This window comes from Planococcus faecalis, assembly GCF_002009235.1.
Classification (GTDB): Bacteria; Bacillota; Bacilli; order Bacillales_A; family Planococcaceae; genus Planococcus; species Planococcus kocurii.
The window spans coordinates 1,772,177-1,790,978 of sequence record NZ_CP019401.1; the positions used below are offsets into that span (position 1 = coordinate 1,772,177).

22 protein-coding genes and 1 pseudogene are annotated in these 18,802 nt (G+C 40.1%); 7 read left to right on the forward strand and 16 right to left on the reverse strand.

Annotated features, from left to right (window positions below):
* Nucleotides 1-92: 92 nt before the first annotated feature.
* The 5 genes from AJGP001_RS08820 to AJGP001_RS08840 all read right to left on the reverse strand — a co-directional run bounded on the left by AJGP001_RS08820 (nt 93) and on the right by AJGP001_RS08840 (nt 4,636).
* On the reverse strand, nt 93-812 hold the full coding sequence (locus tag AJGP001_RS08820) for an anti-sigma factor (protein WP_071154296.1): 720 nt from the start codon (nt 810-812) through the stop codon (nt 93-95).
* Nucleotides 805-1,371, reverse strand: coding sequence for an RNA polymerase sigma factor (locus tag AJGP001_RS08825; protein ID WP_058385335.1), 567 nt, complete (start codon nt 1,369-1,371; stop codon nt 805-807). The genes AJGP001_RS08820 and AJGP001_RS08825 overlap by 8 nt, the downstream gene beginning before the upstream one ends.
* Before the next feature lie 259 nt (nt 1,372-1,630).
* Complete coding sequence (locus AJGP001_RS08830) at nt 1,631-2,224, reverse strand: class I SAM-dependent methyltransferase (protein WP_071154295.1); 594 nt, start codon at nt 2,222-2,224, stop codon at nt 1,631-1,633.
* A gap of 173 nt (nt 2,225-2,397) precedes the next feature.
* Nucleotides 2,398-3,870, reverse strand: coding sequence for an aldehyde dehydrogenase family protein (locus AJGP001_RS08835; protein ID WP_071154294.1), 1,473 nt, complete (start codon nt 3,868-3,870; stop codon nt 2,398-2,400).
* A 28-nt stretch (nt 3,871-3,898) separates the two neighbouring features.
* A complete protein-coding gene (locus AJGP001_RS08840; RefSeq protein WP_071154293.1) occupies nt 3,899-4,636 on the reverse strand; it encodes an SDR family oxidoreductase in 738 nt (245 codons plus the stop codon).
* Between the two features lie 168 nt (nt 4,637-4,804).
* On the opposite strand from AJGP001_RS08840, the gene AJGP001_RS08845 reads away from it, so the two are divergent.
* Nucleotides 4,805-5,467, forward strand: a complete 663-nt coding sequence (locus tag AJGP001_RS08845) for a TetR/AcrR family transcriptional regulator (protein ID WP_071154292.1) — start codon at nt 4,805-4,807, stop codon at nt 5,465-5,467.
* A gap of 244 nt (nt 5,468-5,711) precedes the next feature.
* A complete protein-coding gene (locus AJGP001_RS17505; protein ID WP_169835265.1) occupies nt 5,712-5,879 on the forward strand; it encodes a hypothetical protein in 168 nt (55 codons plus the stop codon).
* Nucleotides 5,880-5,926: 47 nt separating this feature from the next.
* Here AJGP001_RS17505 and AJGP001_RS17710 read toward each other — a convergent pair whose 3' ends face one another.
* Together AJGP001_RS17710 and AJGP001_RS08855 are read right to left on the reverse strand one after the other, a co-directional pair.
* The gene (locus AJGP001_RS17710; protein ID WP_256204387.1) at nt 5,927-6,052 is read right to left on the reverse strand and encodes a hypothetical protein; all 126 of its coding nucleotides are present in this window, start codon (nt 6,050-6,052) and stop codon (nt 5,927-5,929) included.
* 315 nt (nt 6,053-6,367) lie between these two features.
* Nucleotides 6,368-6,685, reverse strand: a complete 318-nt coding sequence (locus AJGP001_RS08855; protein WP_078080425.1) for a DUF1648 domain-containing protein — start codon at nt 6,683-6,685, stop codon at nt 6,368-6,370.
* Between the two features lie 204 nt (nt 6,686-6,889).
* Between AJGP001_RS08855 and AJGP001_RS08860 the strand changes: the two genes are divergently transcribed.
* The 5 genes and pseudogenes from AJGP001_RS08860 to AJGP001_RS17755 all read left to right on the forward strand — a co-directional run.
* Nucleotides 6,890-7,576: a GIY-YIG nuclease family protein gene (locus tag AJGP001_RS08860; protein ID WP_078080426.1), complete on the forward strand. Its 687-nt coding sequence runs from the start codon at nt 6,890-6,892 to the stop codon at nt 7,574-7,576.
* 143 nt (nt 7,577-7,719) lie between these two features.
* On the forward strand, nt 7,720-8,961 hold the full coding sequence (locus AJGP001_RS08865; protein ID WP_078080427.1) for a PucR family transcriptional regulator: 1,242 nt from the start codon (nt 7,720-7,722) through the stop codon (nt 8,959-8,961).
* 120 nt (nt 8,962-9,081) lie between these two features.
* On the forward strand, nt 9,082-10,212 hold the full coding sequence (gene ald, locus AJGP001_RS08870; protein ID WP_058385327.1) for an alanine dehydrogenase: 1,131 nt from the start codon (nt 9,082-9,084) through the stop codon (nt 10,210-10,212).
* Nucleotides 10,213-10,319: 107 nt separating this feature from the next.
* The gene (pgeF, locus tag AJGP001_RS08875) at nt 10,320-11,078 is read left to right on the forward strand and encodes a peptidoglycan editing factor PgeF (protein ID WP_071154291.1); all 759 of its coding nucleotides are present in this window, start codon (nt 10,320-10,322) and stop codon (nt 11,076-11,078) included.
* Between the two features lie 456 nt (nt 11,079-11,534).
* Nucleotides 11,535-11,618 (forward strand): annotated as a pseudogene (locus AJGP001_RS17755) (citrate/2-methylcitrate synthase); the annotation flags it as partial.
* 95 nt (nt 11,619-11,713) lie between these two features.
* Here the strand turns inward: AJGP001_RS17755 and moaA are convergent.
* The 9 genes from moaA to AJGP001_RS08930 form a co-directional block, all read right to left on the reverse strand.
* Nucleotides 11,714-12,730, reverse strand: coding sequence for a GTP 3',8-cyclase MoaA (gene moaA, locus AJGP001_RS08890; RefSeq protein ID WP_071154290.1), 1,017 nt, complete (start codon nt 12,728-12,730; stop codon nt 11,714-11,716).
* Between the two features lie 15 nt (nt 12,731-12,745).
* Nucleotides 12,746-13,309: a molybdenum cofactor guanylyltransferase gene (locus tag AJGP001_RS08895; RefSeq protein WP_078080428.1), complete on the reverse strand. Its 564-nt coding sequence runs from the start codon at nt 13,307-13,309 to the stop codon at nt 12,746-12,748.
* Nucleotides 13,306-13,539 carry a molybdopterin converting factor subunit 1 gene (moaD, locus tag AJGP001_RS08900; RefSeq protein WP_071154289.1) on the reverse strand — a complete coding sequence of 78 codons (234 nt, stop codon included), beginning with the start codon at nt 13,537-13,539 and terminating at the stop codon, nt 13,306-13,308. The genes AJGP001_RS08895 and moaD overlap by 4 nt, the downstream gene beginning before the upstream one ends.
* Entirely contained in the window at nt 13,536-13,976 is a 441-nt protein-coding gene (locus AJGP001_RS08905; RefSeq protein WP_058385322.1) for a molybdenum cofactor biosynthesis protein MoaE, read from the reverse strand. Before AJGP001_RS08905 ends, moaD begins: the two co-directional genes overlap by 4 nt.
* Entirely contained in the window at nt 13,963-14,484 is a 522-nt protein-coding gene (gene mobB / locus AJGP001_RS08910; RefSeq protein WP_078080429.1) for a molybdopterin-guanine dinucleotide biosynthesis protein B, read from the reverse strand. The genes AJGP001_RS08905 and mobB overlap by 14 nt, the downstream gene beginning before the upstream one ends.
* Nucleotides 14,472-15,716, reverse strand: a complete 1,245-nt coding sequence (locus tag AJGP001_RS08915) for a molybdopterin molybdotransferase MoeA (protein ID WP_078080831.1) — start codon at nt 15,714-15,716, stop codon at nt 14,472-14,474. The genes mobB and AJGP001_RS08915 overlap by 13 nt, the downstream gene beginning before the upstream one ends.
* A gap of 258 nt (nt 15,717-15,974) precedes the next feature.
* Nucleotides 15,975-17,258, reverse strand: coding sequence for an L-lactate MFS transporter (locus AJGP001_RS08920; RefSeq protein ID WP_078080430.1), 1,284 nt, complete (start codon nt 17,256-17,258; stop codon nt 15,975-15,977).
* Between the two features lie 183 nt (nt 17,259-17,441).
* Nucleotides 17,442-18,272: a formate dehydrogenase accessory sulfurtransferase FdhD gene (fdhD, locus tag AJGP001_RS08925; protein WP_078080431.1), complete on the reverse strand. Its 831-nt coding sequence runs from the start codon at nt 18,270-18,272 to the stop codon at nt 17,442-17,444.
* Complete coding sequence (locus AJGP001_RS08930) at nt 18,259-18,642, reverse strand: Na-translocating system protein MpsC family protein (protein WP_071153778.1); 384 nt, start codon at nt 18,640-18,642, stop codon at nt 18,259-18,261. The genes fdhD and AJGP001_RS08930 overlap by 14 nt, the downstream gene beginning before the upstream one ends.
* Between the last annotated feature and the right edge of the window lie 160 nt (nt 18,643-18,802).

Consider the following 18,802-nt stretch of genomic DNA (forward strand, 5'->3'; position numbering starts at 1 on the left):
CGTTATACAGACATAACGCAAGGAGCGATCCATTAGATCACTTTATTTGAAAAAAGATTCAAAAGAAAAAAACTATCCGCAAAAGCGGATAGTTAAATTTCTGAACTTAATACAATTTCGCCTTCTGGCAATTGGTTTCCTGCTTTAGGTTCAAGCGTCACAGCAATAGTATCCCATTCTGCTGCTGTCTCTTCTAGTTGATAGTAGCTTGCACCTTCTCCATTGGGATTAGGCGAAAACGCGCCGGCTGGAATTGGCTTCCCATCTTTGATCAACCAAACTTGATAAACTTGACTTGCGTCTAATTCAGCTAATCGATCTGCCTGGACAACAAGGTTTACTAACCCATCTTCTTCGATGATTTCTGCTGTTGCAGTTCCTGAGAATGCTGCATTCGGCTCTAACTGGAATGATTGAATCGCTGTTTCTGGTCCACCTTCTTTGTCAGATAGCTGAAAGAAAGCATAGCCATTACCTAGTAGTGACAATAAAAGTACAGCTGCGAGCAGCGGTTTCCAGGTGTTTCTCCTGCTTTTATTTTTGCTTATCGGTATCGCAGACATTGCTGGTTTTAATGCCACTGACGGATTATCCTGAACAGGTTCTTCTTCAAATACATTAGCTAGAATTCGTGCTTTCATCGCTGTCGGTGGTTCCACTGGGTCTGCAAGATAAGGGAGCTGACCAGTTGCTTCTACTATCTCTTGGCATTCCGTACACGTTTTTAAGTGTTCTTCAAATTGCTGAACCTCAGCTATTGACAATGTTCCATTCAAATAATCTAGTAGGTAATCACAATCTATATTAGTCATCATAAGCCCCCCTTTCCTGCATTCCATGCAGTGATATTTTCAACTTCTTTAATGCCAGTCTTATTCGGCTCTTAACAGTTCCCAGTGGAATATTGCACATGTCCGCGATTGTCTCATGTGTATGTCCCTTGAAATAAAATAAATCGATCATTTTTTGCTGCTCTGCTGATAAGTGTTGAACAGCCATTTCAATCTGACTTTTCTCTTCTTGCCATTCGACCTGCTGCTCAACCGGTGCATCATTGCTGACCATTTGCGCCGCTTCTTCAATTGGAACAGATGGCTGTTTGCGTTTTCGTATTAAGTCAATAGCTGTATTCTGCGCCATTCTAAAAAGCCAGGAAGTAAATTTCCCTTTGCTTTCATCGTAAACCCCTTTACCGCGCCAAATTTTAATGAACACCTCTTGTAAGGCTTCCTCAGCTAGCTCGCGATCTTCTAGCATTTTATACAGAAAAGAAAAAAGGATTTTTTCGTAGCGGTCGTATAATTGTTCTAATGCGGCTTTATCTTGTTGACTGACCCGCATATACAAATTTGTATCAGTACTTTTTTCCATCCCCTGTCTCCTTTGTCACGTATTTCGTATTACTACCTTACTATACTTCCCGCTACAGGAAAATCTTTTCTTTTTATCAATCTCCTTAAAATGTGGAGTTCGAGAAATAGATTATCGCTGTGTCTTTTATTTCTCTTACTTATACTACGCAGTAAGCCGGTAATTAGATCACTTTTTTACGATATTAATATTCCTTAAAAAAATAAAAGCAATAGCATCTAATGTTTGTTAAAAGAGCAGTTTAACATGATCTACTTGCTTATAAAGAATTACAGCATTCAATCGTAAGAAAAAGTCCACCGTAATAAGAAGTTACTTTCTGCACTTCTAATCCTGATTGCTTTACCAGTTTGAGCGTATCACGGTTTAAATGACAGCCATCGCACATTTTTCTCCAGGCTGGTGTTAATGCTTCTTGAGTTTTGCCCATCATCTTCTGATCCATTTTGACATGTTCAAATAACAGGATTTTTGCTCCTACTTTACAAGTTCTCCGTATTTCTTGAAGTGCTTTTTCAGGATCAGGAATCGTACAAAAAACCAGTGTTGCAACAGTGGTATCAAAGCGGTTATCCTCAAAAGGCAATTCCTCTGCCTTTGCTTGATAGGTATAAATGGGGGTATGGGTTTTTTGGATGCGTTTGTTTGCTTGTTTACTCATAGCAGGATTTGGTTCAATAGCATCAACGCGTTCAACATCCTGATAGTAGTGGAAGTTTGCGCCAGTACCAAAACCAATTTCCAAAACTTTCCCTTGTGCTTGACGAACAAGATTTGCACGAATCCGCTCAAAACGCATTTTTTCTAGCGGCTTCATTGCAACATCGTATATATGAGGGAACCATTTAGCCAAATTCATCATTTCCTTTCATCATGTCTTTACTCAATATGAAATTCGACTTAGCTTCGTCCATTCCCTTTCACTAACAGTTAATGATAGAATACGAATCATTTTTTAGAAACAGCTAGTTGGTTTAACACAAAAAACGACAACCCCAATGCTGAGGCTGCCGATGTCACAGTCTTTTATTTTTTGGTGTTAGTAACAAATGGTCCATATTCACGACGTTGATGTTGAACCGATAGCCATTTTAACGTTGTAAACTCTTCTAGTACCCATTCACCATTGAAACGGCCTAGACCTGAATCTTTTTCTCCACCAAACGGCATATGCGCTTCATCGTTAACCGATTGATCGTTTACATGAATCATGCCCGTGTGGATTTGATGAGCGATGGTCGTTCCGTATTCGATATTTGAGGAATGGACAGCTCCGCTCAATCCATACGGATAAGCATTTGCCATCTTCACGACTTCCTCGTCGCTATCAAAAGGAATCAGAATTGCTACAGGACCAAAAATTTCATTTTCTGCAAGAGGCATATCATTTGTAACGCCAGTTAGAACAGTTGGTTCTAGCACATTGCCATCCGCTTGTCCTCCAAGACGAATTTGGGCACCTTGCTCCACACTTGCATTGATGTCTTTGAGAATCCGGTCGACTTGATCGCGGTTAATCAGCGGTCCGACTTGCGTATCTTGTTCGGCAGGATTTCCGAATTTTAATTTGCTAGCACGTGTAATGAACTGCTCTGCGAAATCGTCATAAATATCTTGATGAACAAAAATGCGGTTGATAGACATACAAATTTGACCTTGGTGATAGAATTTACCGAATAATGCGGAATCGACAGCCTGATCTACATCAGCATCTTTTAAGACGATAAAATTATTGTTTCCACCAAGTTCTAACGCAGTTTTCTTTAACGCGCCACCCGCGAGCTCACCAATACGCTTTCCGACTGGCGTAGACCCAGTAAAGGAAATCAAACGCGGTGTTGGATGCGTTACAATGTCATCACCGATTTCTGAACCACGTCCAACTACGACGTTTAATAGACCTTTGGGCAATCCAGCTGCTTCGAAAATGCTGGCAAACAACAATCCACCTGTTACGGGTGTATCGGTTGCAGGTTTGATCACAACCGCATTGCCAGTTGCAATAGCAGGCGCGATAGAACGAATCGCTAAATGGAATGGGAAATTCCACGGGCTAATAATACCGATAACTCCTAGTGCATTGCGGTATACACGGTTTTCTTTACCTGCTTGTTGCGAAGGAAGAATTTTACCTTCCATCCGGTAAGGGAAAGTTGCTGCTTCTTTCAAGATGTTAACTGACGCACCAAACTCAACTGTTGCTTTAATCACAGTACTGCCTGCTTCTTTAACTAACCAGTCAATAATTAGCTCTTTGTTCTCCTGCATGACTTCTATTGCTTTTTCAATAACCGCTCGTTTGTTTTGCGGTAGTTCTTTTGCCCATTCAACTTGTGCTTCTGCAGCAGCTTTATAAGCCAAATCTAAATCACTTTTATCGGCAGCTTGTGTGATTACTAGTTCTTCACCAGTAAATGGATTGGTATTTTTCATCTGGTTATTACTAGAACCTTGAATCCATTCACCATTTATATAAATTTTTGAAAAATCGGTTTTCACTTGGATCGTCTCCATTCTTTTTTTTGATTTACGGTTGTTGTCTAGGGCGAATCAAAATCTCATTAACGTCCACATATGCCGGTTGTTCCACGGCAAAAGCGATCGCATTGGCAATATCTTGTGCTTTAAGCATTTCCATCGGTTGACCATTTTTAAAAGCAGTTATTATATCTTCGTCTGTAATCGTATCGGTCAATTCGGTTTCAACCGCTCCTGGTGACACAATCGTCACGCGAATTTCATGTGAAGGATCAATTTCTTGACGCAACCCTTCTGTAATCGCACGAACTGCAAACTTGGTACCGCTGTATACCGCACTTCCTTTAGAAATTGTATGACCTGCCACGGATGAAATAGTTAAAATATGACCAAATTTTTGTTTTTCCATAACTGGCAACACAGCAGCAATTCCATAAAGAACACCTTTGATATTGACATCAATCATTTTGTCCCATTCATCAACTTTTAGCTTATTCATAAATGATAAAGGCATTAATCCGGCATTATTCACCAATACATCAATCGTACCGTTTGTCTCGAGCCCAGCTTCTATTAATGCAGTCATTTCACTTCGAGAAGTAACATCTGTAATTTTATAATCTGCCGTACCACCAGCAGCTTCAATCTCTTTTTTTAAGGCGATCAATCGATCTTCCCGTCTTGCAGCAAGTAGCACATGATAGCCTTTGCTAGCTAATTCCTTCGCCGTCGCTTGACCGATACCACTGCTTGCACCTGTAACGATTGCAGTTTTCCCTAATGCCATATTCGTCAACTCCATTCCCATCACTTTAGACGATTAACATAAAAACTGTCTATTATTATTACACTCTAACTGTTTACCACCCTTACAGCCTGTTTAAACAATGAAGAAAAAAGGACATCTGCTCACGGTTTTCTTGTGTTATAATTTTCACAAGATGGAGGTGTTTAGATGCGGAAAATTTCACCAGAAGAACGGCAGATTATGCGCCGTACCTATACTGAAAAAATTATAGAAACCGTTCGTACAGAGGGATTTATTACGTTGACAATTCAAGATTTGGCACGATTAATGGGTATTAGCCGCGCTTCTTTGTATAATTTTTTCGCATCTAAAGAAGACATCATCCTAGAAGTGACGGAAATCTATATCGACTACTTGAATAGAAGCAACCAGTTTATCAACAATTCTTGTTATCCTTATATTCAGCGGTTGCCAGCTGTATTTGAACAAACGGTGTTCTCTGCTGTTTACGCGTCTGAAATATATTTAACTGAATTAAAGTCAGTATGCCCGACATTCTATGAACGGAAATTAGCATTAGCGAACGAGCGGTTAGTCACACTTCACTCTTTTTATGAAAACGGTATCATCGATGGAGATTTTAATCCGCACTCCCCTGCGCTCGTAATTGAGCAAGATGAAGCATCTCTACGGAGGATTTTAAACTCTTCTTTTCTAGTTGAGCAAGGCATATCGTTAGAAGACGGCATGTACGGTTACTATGAAATGATGAAGCAACGTACTTTTGTTCCGGCAGTTTTAAAAACCGGAAGAGATCCTTATATCGAAAAAGCAGTGAGAGTAATCGTTAGCCAGTTAACGAAAGAATAAGATAGCTAGTGAGAAAACGAAAAACCTTGTCACAATTCTGTGACAAGGTTTTTTTTTTGACTTGAAATCAGGTAAAATAGTTTGGATTTTTAAACAACTGGGAATAGTATTAAACACAGATAGACCGTTTTTTTCAGTTCCAAAATAATAGTTTTAAAATTCCGTCAAATAGAATACAATAAGCATTAACTACCTAGAAAAGGAGATGGTCAATATGAACCTAGACTCAATTAGAGGCTCGAGCATGATTGTAAAAATGGCACGTGCATTAGTGGAAGATGGTTGGTTATTCACCCCGAATGAGTTCGACGTCATTATTAAAGCGGAGCATAAGGAAACAGGAGAAGCCATCTCTTTTCATTCAATCGGTAATTTAAAAAGATGGATGTATGAAAAAGCATTAAGTTATTAACTAATCCTTAAAAACTCGCTGGCTAATATGGCCAGCGAGTTTTTTTACTAAACACCTTGCAGACTTGCAGACTTTTTACACAATTCTGCATTAATCCCCTGTTTTTTCAGATTTTCGACAATTTCACTGGCTGTTTGCACTTTTCGTATTGCACAACATGAAGTTTCAGTCATCTTGATCATCCTCCAAAGGCTTTTCATAGCTTCAGTATACAAAGTAAATGTGAACAAACTATTACCAAATCAACTTATTTTTAAAAAGCTACTGATTTTAAACAAATCATTCGAATTCACCAACTTCTAACTGCTCTTTTCTAGTGACGAGTTAATTTTGAGGCACGTGGATTATAAAGAACAAGATCGCTTCAAGTATTACGATTAGACGAGTAAGTATGAAAATTTTGCTTCAACTCCAGAAGCTATTTGGACATTCTGGAAATTGATAAAGCTGAATAAAATTAGTGTTTCATTTTTTAATACATTGATCATTTATCGACCATTTTCATAGTAAAGCTTTGCACTCTCTGTCGTTAATTTGAAATAATTGTACAAGTGCACATACTTTTCGAGTATTGTCATACTGATCCATAACGCAGCACCAATTACTGGCAGATTGAATAGTTCAGATTTTCCTCCCCACCGATCAACTTCACTCGCTCCGTTGTAATGCACTGGCACCTGTTCGGGCAATGAATCGTATTGAGTAAAGAAAAATACTAGTAACCATACAAAGGTGAGCACCGACACACTGTTGAAACCTTTTCCAAACACTAAACTTGCTAGCGTTAGTTCTGGTTGTTTTGCCATAAAAATGATCTCTATCTTTTTTCTTCGACCGACAAGTGTGCTTTAAGTCAACCTTTTTCTAAACTACGTTAACCTTTTCCCATACATCCCCTGTTTAGTTAGATGTTTTACATTTTTTGTACTTCCATCCACTAAATAGAGTTTACCTATACTATAATGAATGGCAAGCAGTAATTTTCTACTCACCTTAAGGAGGCACTTGCCATGTTAAAAAAGTTTCTCAGCATTTTTAAATCGTCCTCACCTATCCTTTCCGCAAATAGCTCCGGCAATAAAATAGCTGCAGAAAAAAGTTATCTTTTTGAAGCTAATCAACAACAGTTAGATCAAATTATTAAGCTTCCTCTAGTAACAGGCAAAGCACCCGGCTACGTTTATTTTGTTCAAGAACATATAACAGGTTCTTTTAAGATTGGTAAAACAAAGCAAATCGATAAACGTATGAACGTCTTCAATGTTAAACTGCCGTTTGAAAACAAATTAATATTTCTTATTAAGACTGCTGATCATCATCAAACTGAAAGCGCATTTCATCTGCATTTCTCTGACAAAAGATTAGAAGGCGAATGGTTTAACCTGACGGCAGACGATATTCGTTGGATCAAACAAGGCTTCTACACGGATAAAATCCAAAAAACAATCAACTCTCCTTCAGAAGTTATAAAGCAACTCAATGCCAACAAAGGAAAAGTTGACGAAAAGTCATTGACATTCAAACAAATTCAATTCGCCAAAACTCTCGTGCTACGACTCGAACAAGATTATGAGTTAAATAACGCATATACGACTTGGACACAAAAAGACTTAAATCGCCTTAGTAGCTATTTCCGTTATAGAAATGATGGTACCTTAGCTAATCTGGTGAAAAGTGGCGTTTTAACTAAAAGATAAACTCCTTTCCTCCCGATTTATAGAAGCTTTTTTGGACAGGCTAATACCTCAAACCTCAGCATACGCTAGAGTAAGCTGTGGTTTTTCGTTATACTAAAGTGACTATGGTTTTAACAAGTACAAATCGCTAAAGGAGTTGCTTTATGTACGAAATGTCATTCAAAAATCCATTTAAGAAATCATTTTTCGATTTGAAAGAGCTCGTTGACAGCATCCAAGAAAATTTAGGGTGCCCAACGACGATTGAGGATACAAACCACCGTCTACATGCTTATAGCTCTCATGAAGTGGATACTGATTCCGCGCGAATTGGTACGATTATCTCTCAACGCGTACCTGAAAAAGTGATCAATCGTCTTTGGAGAGAAGGCATTATCCCAAAATTGATGCAATCAGATTGTGCCTTGCGCATTCCACATATTGAAGACATTGGTCTTCGCGACCGTGTAGCGATTGCCATTCGGAAGGATAACGAGATTTTAGGCTATATTTGGATTGTTGAAGGCGTCAAAAAATTAAATGATATTCAACTAAAGCTATTGAAAGACGCGGCTATTGCAGCGACACCTTTGATGGCTAAACTTCATCAAAACCTCAAAAGAAAAGAAGAACACTATCAGGATTTATTATGGAAAATTTTGAGTGGCCACTACAAGTCATCAAAGGATATTCAAGAAAAATTTTACGAACTGAACTTGAAAATACCCGATCGCTTTACTGTTCTTGTTTTTCGTTTTGACCAAGACATTACACGGAAAATAGAAGAGCAAATTTCCTATTTGATCACTACTAGTCAAAAAATCACTAATCACTTTTTAGTAATTATCGACAATGAATTGATTTTAATCGCTTCTCCTCATGCCTCCCAATCTGGCGATCATGCTTTTGAAGGCTTTATTTCCTACTTTACATCTGAAATGGCTAATCGCTTTTCTATTTCGGGCGTCAGAGGCAGTTTGGGTACAAGCTATAATGATTTTGGCAAAGCGGAAATGAGTTATCAAGAAGCCGTGACCGTGCTAAAGCTAAAACAAGACTTTCCTGAAGAACTAGAAGATGTGTTTCACTTTAGACAACTCGGTGCTTTTAGGTACTTGAACTTGATGCCGAAAGAACAGAGAGACAAGCGCCATGAACACCCGGCAATTGCTAAGCTCGAGGCATATGATAGCCTGCACAAAACCAATTTACTGAAGACACTTGAAGTTTTTATTCAACAAGATAGCAATATGAACGATGCTGCTAAAAAGCTGTTTGTGCATACTAACACATTGCATTATCGGATAAAGCGCATTTCGGAAATAGGCAGTGTCCGTTTGACAAATGTTCATGAAAAACTAGGTATCTATCTGGATTTGAACATGCGCAAAATGGATAAGAAATAAGCTTTTGTGAAATTTCACAAAAGCAAAGCGTTATTTTCTTTGTTTCATCCAATGCAGTCTAGCAAGCATACAGCTATACTTATGGATATCTACACCATTCGTTTCATAGGAGGAATAAAAATGATTATTGGAATTCCAAAAGAAATCAAGAACAACGAAAGCCGTGTAGCAATTACGCCTGCTGGTGCCGATGCTTTTGTTAGAGCTGGTCATCAAGTTATCATCGAAACAGGTGCTGGTTTAGGAAGCAGTTTCACAGATGCTGACTATATCGCGACTGGCGCTCAAATGGTCGACACAGCGCAAGAAGCTTGGTCTGCAGAAATGGTGATGAAAGTAAAAGAGCCCGTTGCCTCTGAATACCACTACTTCCGTCAAGATTTGGTGTTGTTTACTTACCTCCACCTTGCAGCTGAACCTGCGTTAACTCAAGCATTAGTAGACAGCAAAGTGACAGCGATTGCCTATGAAACCGTATCGGTAAACCGGACACTTCCTTTATTAACGCCAATGAGTGAAGTAGCTGGAAGAATGGCTGCTCAAGTTGGTGCCCAGTTCCTCGAAAAAATATATGGTGGCAAAGGGATTCTGTTATCTGGTGTACCCGGCGTTCAACGCGGAAAAGTGACTATTATTGGCGGCGGCGTGGCAGGAACTAACGCCGCGAAAATGGCGATTGGTCTTGGTGCACAAGTAACAATCATTGATTTGAGTCCAGAACGTCTTCGTCAATTGGATGATATTTTTGGTACGGATGTGACCACATTGATTTCCAACCCGTTCAATATTGCCCAAGCGGTTAAAGAATCTGACTTAGTTATTGGCGCTGTACTGATTCCAGGATCAAAAGCTCCTAAATTAGTAACAGAAGAAATGGTTCAATCGATGAACCCTGGTTCTGTAATTGTCGATATCGCTATCGACCAAGGCGGAATTTTCGAAACAACAGATCGCATCAGTACACATGACGACCCGACTTACGTTAAACACGAAGTCGTTCATTATGCAGTTGCGAATATGCCTGGAGCTGTTCCGCGTACATCAACCATCGCTTTGACAAATGTCACAGTGGGCTATGCACTTCAAATGGCGAACAAAGGTGTTCAAAAAGCTGTTGCAGAAAATCCAGCACTAAAACTGGGCGTTAACACGGCGAACGGTCATGTTACTTATGAAGCTGTTGCCAAAGATCTTGGTTTTACATTCGTTTCCGTTGATGAAGCCCTTGTTCAATCGACATCGTCAATTTAGTCCTAAAAACAGCTTTCCACTACGAGTAGTGGGAGGCTGTTTTTTTAGAGTTTTACTCTTCTGTACATCTGATTTAACATCGTTTATATTAAGAAAAGGTGATGAAAATGAAAGCGACATTTTATGTTCAGGATAAACAACTTGTTTCAGGCATGACGGTAAAAGACCTGACCGAACCTGAAAGCAATAACATGGCATTACATGCTTGTGAAAACACACAAACAATAATTGATAACCGACAAAAATTAGCCGATTTTCTAGCGGTACCTCTGGCTAGTTTTATTTGTGCACAACAGACGCACAGCGCCAATTTCCGTCGCGTATCACAAAAAGATAAGGGACGTGGAGCATACGATGCAGAAGATGCTTTTTCTGATACGGACGCTCTTTATACATTTGATACGGGCATCGTATTGTGCAGTTTCGCAGCTGACTGCGTTCCTGTAATTATTCATGATAGAAAAGCCGGTTTGATTGGTGTTGTTCATTCTGGTTGGCAAGGTACCATCAAAGAAATTACATTCAAATTGCTTCACCAATTAATTGAGGTTGAACAATGCGATCCTGCTAACTTGGAAATTCAAATTGGTGCAGCTATTAGTCAACAACAATTCGAGGTCGATCGAGACGTCTATTTAAAGTTCGATGCTCTTGGCTACGCAAGTAATTTTATGTATGTTAACGAAGATACGAAAAAATACCATATTGACAATCAAGCCATAGTCAAAAAACAATGCGAACTAGCAGGCGTTTCTCCCAAAAATATTCACGTAGATAAAACTTGTACGTTTCTAGAACCGACTGGATTTTCCTATCGACAAGATCGAAGGAGTGGCAGACATTTGATTTTTGTGATGAGGAACTGACCGGATACGTATTAAGAAAGCTCTAAAAAAGACGTGTCTTTCTGGAAAATAAAGATTTTTCTCGCCTTTTCTATAGCTTCATTAGCGACTACAGAATCCCTTTCAAAATACTACTTTTTAGTTAATTAGTTATTACGTTGTTGAAGATGTCCCCCTTTAGATACCCCAGCGGATTAACAAAGAAATTAGGAAGCCAATTGACACCAAGACAATGAAAAAGTAGAACACAGGAACATAGCTTTCTGTATGCTGATGAATTTATGAAACGATGGCTGGCCCAATAATATGACCAAGTCGTCAATAAATAACCGTGAATTGCTCCTAATTTTTTTGTACCAAAAACGGTTCCAACAAACGCTGGTAGGTTTGAAAACCCACCCCTGTAGCAGCTAACAATGACCCAAATTAAATCTTGGAAAATTAATGCATTGGTGATGCATGAAATCGTACCGGTCAGAAAACTTGCCACTGAACGTTGATTTTTACTCGGCATCGGTTTATCATAGCTTGAACATCGAACACGATTTGTTCACACCGATTTTGCTGAGTCACGTACATCGGTTTACCCAAAGTAAACATAAAAAGGCGCTTCCTGTAAATACTCAGGAAACGCCTTTTTTGCAATCGGCATCGTTTTATCCACCGATATACGACATGCCGATTTTGTTACGGTTTTTAGCTGTCAGTTCAGTTCGTTCATCTGAATAACGGTCGTCTCTACGTTCCCAAACAGCAGAGATTTTCTCCAATAACTCTTCGTCACTCAAACCATTTCGAAGCAGTTCACGAATATCGAAATGCCCTGTGGCGAACAAGCATGTATAGAACTTGCCATCTGAAGACAAACGAGCACGCGTACAAGATGAGCAGAAGGATTCTGACACCGATGTGATAAATCCTACTTGTGCCTCTCCTTCTTCAAAACGATAGCGCTTTGCTACTTCTCCGTAATAATCTTTGTCGACGGGTTCTAGGTTGTAGACTGTTTGCAACTTTTCAAGAATCTGCTTTTTGGTGACAACTTTTTTAAAGCTCCAGCCATTATCATTGCCAACATCCATAAACTCAATAAACCTTAGGGTAATGCCGCGTTCTTTGAAATAAGCTGTCATCGGCAATATTTCTTGCTCATTGACATTTTTTTGGACGACCATATTGACTTTGATTTCAAATCCAACTTGTTGCGCAAAATCGATTTGTTTTAAGATATGCGATGGATCAATGCCCCTACCATTCAGCTTTCCAAACAACTCCGAATCTAGTGCATCTAAACTAATATTTAACCGGCGAAGTCCAGCATCGTATAGCGCCTGTGCTTGATTGCCAAGAAGCAAACCATTTGTTGTCAGTCCAATATCCTCTACACCCTCAACCGAAAGGATTTTCTCAACCAATTCTGGCAATCCTCTGCGCATTAAAGGTTCGCCACCTGTCAACCGAATCTTTTTAACGCCCATTGCTACAAACACCTTAGTCAAGCGATGTATTTCTTCAAATGACAACAATTCCTGCTTCGGTAAAAATGCATAATCATCACCAAATACTTCTTTAGGCATGCAATACGAACAACGGAAATTGCAGCGGTCGGTGACTGAAATCCGCAAATCCCGTATTGGACGTTGAAAATAGTCCTGTACTGGTTTAATGGCCATTACGCCACCTCCTTTTTAGTCGTCAGGTTGATTCACGTTGCGAAAAACAAGTTGATCTTTATGGATTTCTGACGAGTTTATCCACTGAGTGGTCACTTTTTCCATAAATTTCATCACACGTAATTGACCAGTTTCTAATTCTTTTTGTAGCGGTTCTTGTACACAGGTATCCCAAACACTGAACAAAGGAATTTTTTCAGTGGTGTTCCATACAGCTGATATATTTGAAGAATCTTCGGTTAAAGCTAGAAGCTTTGCTGTTTCAGCTGGACCGACAAACGGCATATCACAAGGCAGCACCAAATAGTTATCCGCTTGCATATGGTTCATCCCCGACAAGATTCCAGCAAGGGGGCCTTGTCCGGAAATCCAGTCTAGATCTGTGATGACATCATACTTAGAAGGGAAACGAGTGATTAACTCGGGCCTAGTAATAATGACTACATGGTCACAGACATTCGTTAATGCTCTATAAGCGTGCTCGTAAAAAGGGATTCCTGCTAACTCGGCAAACGCTTTTGGCGAACCAAAACGGCGCGACAGTCCACCTGCAAGCAAGATTCCGACAGTTGACTTCATCCTCCGCTAACGGGTGGAATAAAAGCCACGACGTCCCCTCTTTCTAAGACATCAGTCGGCAACGCGTATTCTTCATTGACAGCTAAACGAGCTGCACCCGACAGAAACTCCGGATATTTTGTCGTTGCCCACTGCCACAAATCATCAACGGTCTGTCCGGCCATATCGACTTGTTCTTCAGAAACTCCGGTCTGTTCTTTGAGTCCTGCAAAGTAACATAAGGTGATCATGCTAATCCTCCTTCTGGTTTCTTCTTTTGATCGCCAATCCACTCTTCCCCGTCTTCCCAAATTTCTTTTTTCCAAATGGGGACGATTTCCTTGATTCGTTCTATCGCGTATTCATTTGCTTCGTAAGCTGTTTTTCGATGAGGGGACGAAACTGCGATGACAACTGCGATATCGCTAATTTGCAGCTCGCCAATGCGGTGCGCAATGGCGACTTGTGTTCCTTCCCAGCGCCGTTCAATTTCTTCACCAATTTGCGCCAGTTTTTTCTCAGCCATCGGTACATAGGCTTCGTATGATAAATGCAGTGTCCGCACGCCTTTTGTCCATTCACGAACATGTCCCGTAAACAAAGTGACCGCTCCCGCTTCCGGCCGTAATACAAAATCTGCGTAAATTTGAGGATTAATTGCTTCTGTTACGATTTCAAACGCCTTCATTCCTGTCACCATCCATCCAGTTAGTAAACCACTCACGTAATTGCTTACTGTCATTCTGCAGAATCACAGGGATATTGTCCAGTTCGATCACTTCTTGTGTGATTACTAAAGAGATGTGTTGCAAGCTTTGAAGTTGTAACCACTCGTCTGCTGACCGCAGCAAAACAATTTTTTCAAACCTTGCTTCTTTAAAGCCCTCGATGAAAATATAGTCTGGATGTCCCAAAGAAGTAAGGACAATCAACTCGTCGAGCGTCGCTTGTTCTTTTCGTTGATGTAGCTGAATGACTCCTCCGCCGTAAACAACCGAGCTGTTTGCCCCTTCAGTAAAAAAGCGCATACTGTCTGTCTCAGTTGGTGGCATGTCAAGTGCACCCTCGTGACCATGACGTTTAATTGTTGAAACTGATTTGCCTTTATCGTTTGCTTGTTTCAATAAATCCAAAACCAAGGTCGTTTTGCCGCTATTTTTAAAACCGACCATTTGTAACACTTTCACAGTTTCCACTTGTCTGACCCTTCCTCCATACCGAGAAGCAGTACATCTACTAAATCACCTGACTGGTAGCCACGCGTGCCACCTGGCAAAACAATCAATGCATTGCCTCGCGCGATGGATGATACGGCATTGGATTTATTGAATCCAGCTGGCGACACAATTTTGCCGTCATATAGAGCACGAACAAAACGAGTAAACGGATTGGCTTTAGTGAAATTTTCACCTAGTCGCGCTGTCGTATGCGGCAAGTATGGTTTACTGGCACTCATCATTTTTAAAAGTGCAGGTCGAACAAATAATTCAAATCCTGTAAAGCATGCAGATGGATTACCTGATAAACCAAACAAGTACCGACCGTTCGCTACAGCTACCGTTGTTACACTGCCTGGTCTCATCGCTACTTTATTGAACAATACCTCGGCTCCTAGTCGTTCATAAATTGCCGGTAAAAAATCGAAGTCACCGACAGAAACGCCACCTGTTGTAATCAGGCAATCCGTTTCTGTTGCCGCTTTTTTGACCACTTCGTAACTCTCATCTAGTTGATCAATTGATATTCCGTACATTTTACAGCGTATACCCATTCGCTTTAGTTGTGCCACAATCATTGGCCCATTACTGTTTCGTATTTTGCCAGGCTCTAGTTCCTCATTGACTGCCAACAACTCAGTTCCAGTTGATAGAATGCCAACAAACGGTTGTTTGGCTACTAAAACTTGCGAGTAGCCGAAAGTCGCCAAAAGTGCAATGGTTCCTGGATTAATATAACTCCCACTGTTAATGACAACTTCGTTTTTCCGAAGATCTTCTCCTTGCAAAGATACATTTTCCAATGCTTTAAACGGCTTGCGAATCGTCATACTTTCTTCTGTTTCGACTGATTGTTCAAACATGACGACCGCATCAGCCCCTTCTGGAAGCTGTGCGCCTGTCATAATGCGAATCGCCGTAAAAGCTGCTAATTTTTTTGTTGATACTTCTCCCGCGCCAATATGATCAATTACCTTAAATGCGATGCGATTGTCACCTGTTGCTCCCACAGAGTCCACGGAACGAATAGCAAAACCGTCATAAGGAGACCGGTCGAAAGATGGCACATCGCTAGAAGCAATAATTGGTTCTGCCAAAATGCGGCCGAAGCTTTCTTCGAGTTCTATTTTTTCAGTTCCTAGTGACAAAGCGCATTCTAATACCCGCTCAACCGCATTTATTACAGGAAGAGGCGTTCGTTTTTCAACCATCATTGTTCAGCTCCTCAATCTTTTAGGATAAGCAAAAGTTCGTTTTTTATTTCACTATGTATATCTTGCTCTATTCGCCAAGTCTTTTGTCGTTTCAAGTGTGGTCTATGTCGTATTAAACTTATACAAAGTAGGGATTGCTGTCAAATCGGACTTTTGATACAAAAGGAAAAACCTTGAAAATAATTACTTTCAAGGTTTTCCAAAAATGCTCATCACCTATTACTAATTAGCGGAAACGAAGTTAGACAATTCCTATTAATCACTAACCACTTCAGTATTTCGGGATACCGCCATTTCTTTGTTTTTAGTCTGAAGTCTCCGAATATCGAGACGAATAACTAATGAAATAACCAGCGCTACAATAAATAGACCGGCAAAGAATAACAGACTGCTTTCATAACTGCCCGTTTTATCTTTCATGAACGCTGCAAACAACGGACCGGCAAGTCCAGCTGCTGCCCATGCTGTTAAAATATAACCGTGAATTGCTCCTAGCTGTTTGGTACCAAAGATATCAGCAATATAAGCTGGTATCGAAGCAAATCCTCCGCCGTAACACGTGTAGATAATCGCTAACATGATTTGGAAAAATATTGCATTTGTCGTAAAGGGTAAGAAAGCAAACAATGCAATTTGAATGACGAAAAATGCAGTATAAGTATTCGGACGTCCAATATAATCGGAAATTGTAGCCCATCCAAGACGACCAAGACCGTTGAAGATTCCAAGTACACCTACTAAAGCTGCAGCTTGAACTGTTGTCATACCAATACTGTCAATCGCCATCGGTTTTGCAGCCGATAAAATCGCAATTCCACAGGTGACGTTTATAAACAACATAAACCATAAATAGTAAAACCGTTTTGTTTTGATAGCTTCGTTCGCAGTCAGCTGAGACAAATCTGTCTTCCGTTCGATTTTACCACTGTTAACTTTTTCTTCAAAGCCAGCTGGTGACCATCCTTCTTGCGGCTTTTCAAGGTATAGAGAAGATAGCACCATAATAATTAGATACGCAGCACCTAATGTATAAAAAGTTTGCTCGACTCCGACAGTTGTGATCAACTTTTCCATAATCGGACTGCTGATTGCTGCTGCAAAACCAAAGCCCATAATCGCTAAGCCCGTTGCAAGACCACGACGGTCAGGAAACCATTTTACCAATGTCGAAACGGGTGCAATATAGCCGATTCCAAGACCAATTCCACCGAGTGCTCCATAAAACACATAAAGCATTGGTAAAGAGGAAGCGCTTACAGCGAAACCTGAACCAATAATACCGGTGCCAAAGAAAAGTGCAGCGACAAGTCCAGCTTTTCTCGGTCCGTATTTCTCAACAAAACTACCAAAAAAGGCGGCGGATAATCCTAAGAATAAAATCGCAATGCTAAACGTCAATTGCACTTGACTGGTCGTCCATCCAAACTGGTCAATCAGCGGGTTTGTAAAATTGCTCCACGCATAAACAGAGCCAATCGAAATATGTATCCCTACTGCGGATAATGCAATCAACCATCTGTTTTTCGGCTTCTTTTTCATTTTTTTGACCTCCTGATAAAATTGATATTCCCTATATAAAATGATTTCCCAAAAGCCAAACCATCAATTTTTCCTGTGCCAAGCTTGGAGATTCAAACAATAGACCGATCGTTGAATAATCTTATTATTTCTTGTTGTCAATTTGCAAATAATGAGACGATTAGAATCATAGCACCGTTCTTTTTATTTGTCACCCCATTTTTTTACAGGTATTGCCGTTGCTTTGTCGCTGACAATTCGCTCGGGATGTGTGTACAAGTTAAACGAGCTACCGCGAATAAACCCTACTGCTGTTATGCCTAAGTCGTCTGCGAGTGTCAAGGCTAGTTCTGTCGGAGCAGATTTCGACAGTACGATTTCACAGCCAATTTTTGCTACCTTTAGTAAAATTTCAGAAGAAATACGACCGCTAAAAACGATTACTTTATCACGCACGTCTATGTGATTCATCAAACAATAGCCATATATTTTGTCGAGCGCATTGTGTCTGCCAATGTCCATTCGCGAAACAATTATGCCATTCGCATCACAAAGAGCTGCATTATGAACTCCGCCTGTTTGTTTGAACATTTCAGCTGTGTCGCCCATGTCCGTCATCAGCTGAAAACAATTTTCTGGTGTCAAAGTTACACGCACTTCTGTCATTTTCTTTGCAATCATGGCGTCGTGAGCAAACACGAAGCCTTGACGGCTCATGCCACAGCAAGAACTAATAAACCGCTTGTTCTGCAACTGCTCGAAAAATGGATAAACTTTTTCAGCTGTAATATTAACGGTTCCCGTTTTTTCATCCACTCGAATGTCTTGAATGGCTTGGTAATTTGGAATAATTCGTTCAGAAACTAAAAATCCGATAGCCATTTCTTCCATATGTGCAGGTGAACAAACAATTGTGATAAATTCCTTGCCATTGATTTTGATGGTTGAAGGTTGTTCAACCACGACACGATCTTCTTTTTCGGTAAATGACCCTTTTTCATAGCGCATAATTTTCCGTGTTTTATCTTGTTTCATCTGGCTTGCCTCCCGCGATACCTTTTTGGTCAATCGGTCGGTCAAAAAGAAAAACAGATACGGCAATATCGTCTTCAATTTTAATATCTGAAAACAGATGGACGAATTTTGCGCCGACCAACTCTTCCATCCCTTCTGGTGCAGCAGAATCGTAAACACTTTGGATCATACGAGTACGCGCAGCATGAACCATTTCTTTTCCTTCCGCTGTTCTCGCTATGAATTGTTCTGACGGACTCAAGTTGCCATATAAAGTAGCAATCGCCATATCGTTGACGAAAATCGTTTGGATACGCTCAGGTCCTTTACCGAACAAATTTTTTCGTAGTTTTCGAATAATGTCATTAAACTCGTGAATTTGTCTGGTCATACCTATCTTCTCCTCAATTTACTAATTATTTGCTGACTATTTGATATTTTAGTTGTGTAACATATTTTTACTGTTTATAATAATAGCATATGTTGGCGTCACCGTAAGTTATTGCGGTAACGCTTTCACTCTACCTATACGCTTGGATTGGTCATTTAAC

Bases quoted from the DNA above. Each gene is read 5' to 3' on its own strand.
- AJGP001_RS08825 (WP_058385335.1), bottom strand. From the start codon at position 1,371: ATGGAAAAAAGTACTGATACAAATTTGTATATGCGGGTCAGTCAACAA.
- pgeF (WP_071154291.1), top strand. From the start codon at position 10,320: ATGAAAGCGACATTTTATGTTCAGGATAAACAACTTGTTTCAGGCATG.
- AJGP001_RS08915 (WP_078080831.1), bottom strand. From the start codon at position 15,716: ATGGTTGAAAAACGAACGCCTCTTCCTGTAATAAATGCGGTTGAGCGG.
- AJGP001_RS08860 (WP_078080426.1), top strand. From the start codon at position 6,890: ATGTTAAAAAAGTTTCTCAGCATTTTTAAATCGTCCTCACCTATCCTT.
- AJGP001_RS08865 (WP_078080427.1), top strand. From the start codon at position 7,720: ATGTACGAAATGTCATTCAAAAATCCATTTAAGAAATCATTTTTCGAT.
- moaD (WP_071154289.1), bottom strand. From the start codon at position 13,539: ATGATCACCTTATGTTACTTTGCAGGACTCAAAGAACAGACCGGAGTT.
- AJGP001_RS08920 (WP_078080430.1), bottom strand. From the start codon at position 17,258: ATGAAAAAGAAGCCGAAAAACAGATGGTTGATTGCATTATCCGCAGTA.
- AJGP001_RS08845 (WP_071154292.1), top strand. From the start codon at position 4,805: ATGCGGAAAATTTCACCAGAAGAACGGCAGATTATGCGCCGTACCTAT.
- AJGP001_RS17710 (WP_256204387.1), bottom strand. From the start codon at position 6,052: ATGACTGAAACTTCATGTTGTGCAATACGAAAAGTGCAAACAGCCAGT.
- moaA (WP_071154290.1), bottom strand. From the start codon at position 12,730: ATGGCCATTAAACCAGTACAGGACTATTTTCAACGTCCAATACGGGAT.
- ald (WP_058385327.1), top strand. From the start codon at position 9,082: ATGATTATTGGAATTCCAAAAGAAATCAAGAACAACGAAAGCCGTGTA.
- AJGP001_RS08905 (WP_058385322.1), bottom strand. From the start codon at position 13,976: ATGAAGGCGTTTGAAATCGTAACAGAAGCAATTAATCCTCAAATTTAC.
- AJGP001_RS17505 (WP_169835265.1), top strand. From the start codon at position 5,712: ATGATTGTAAAAATGGCACGTGCATTAGTGGAAGATGGTTGGTTATTC.
- AJGP001_RS08820 (WP_071154296.1), bottom strand. From the start codon at position 812: ATGACTAATATAGATTGTGATTACCTACTAGATTATTTGAATGGAACA.
- AJGP001_RS08895 (WP_078080428.1), bottom strand. From the start codon at position 13,309: ATGAAGTCAACTGTCGGAATCTTGCTTGCAGGTGGACTGTCGCGCCGT.
- AJGP001_RS08840 (WP_071154293.1), bottom strand. From the start codon at position 4,636: ATGGCATTAGGGAAAACTGCAATCGTTACAGGTGCAAGCAGTGGTATC.
- AJGP001_RS08930 (WP_071153778.1), bottom strand. From the start codon at position 18,642: ATGACCAGACAAATTCACGAGTTTAATGACATTATTCGAAAACTACGA.
- AJGP001_RS08855 (WP_078080425.1), bottom strand. From the start codon at position 6,685: ATGGCAAAACAACCAGAACTAACGCTAGCAAGTTTAGTGTTTGGAAAA.
- fdhD (WP_078080431.1), bottom strand. From the start codon at position 18,272: ATGAAACAAGATAAAACACGGAAAATTATGCGCTATGAAAAAGGGTCA.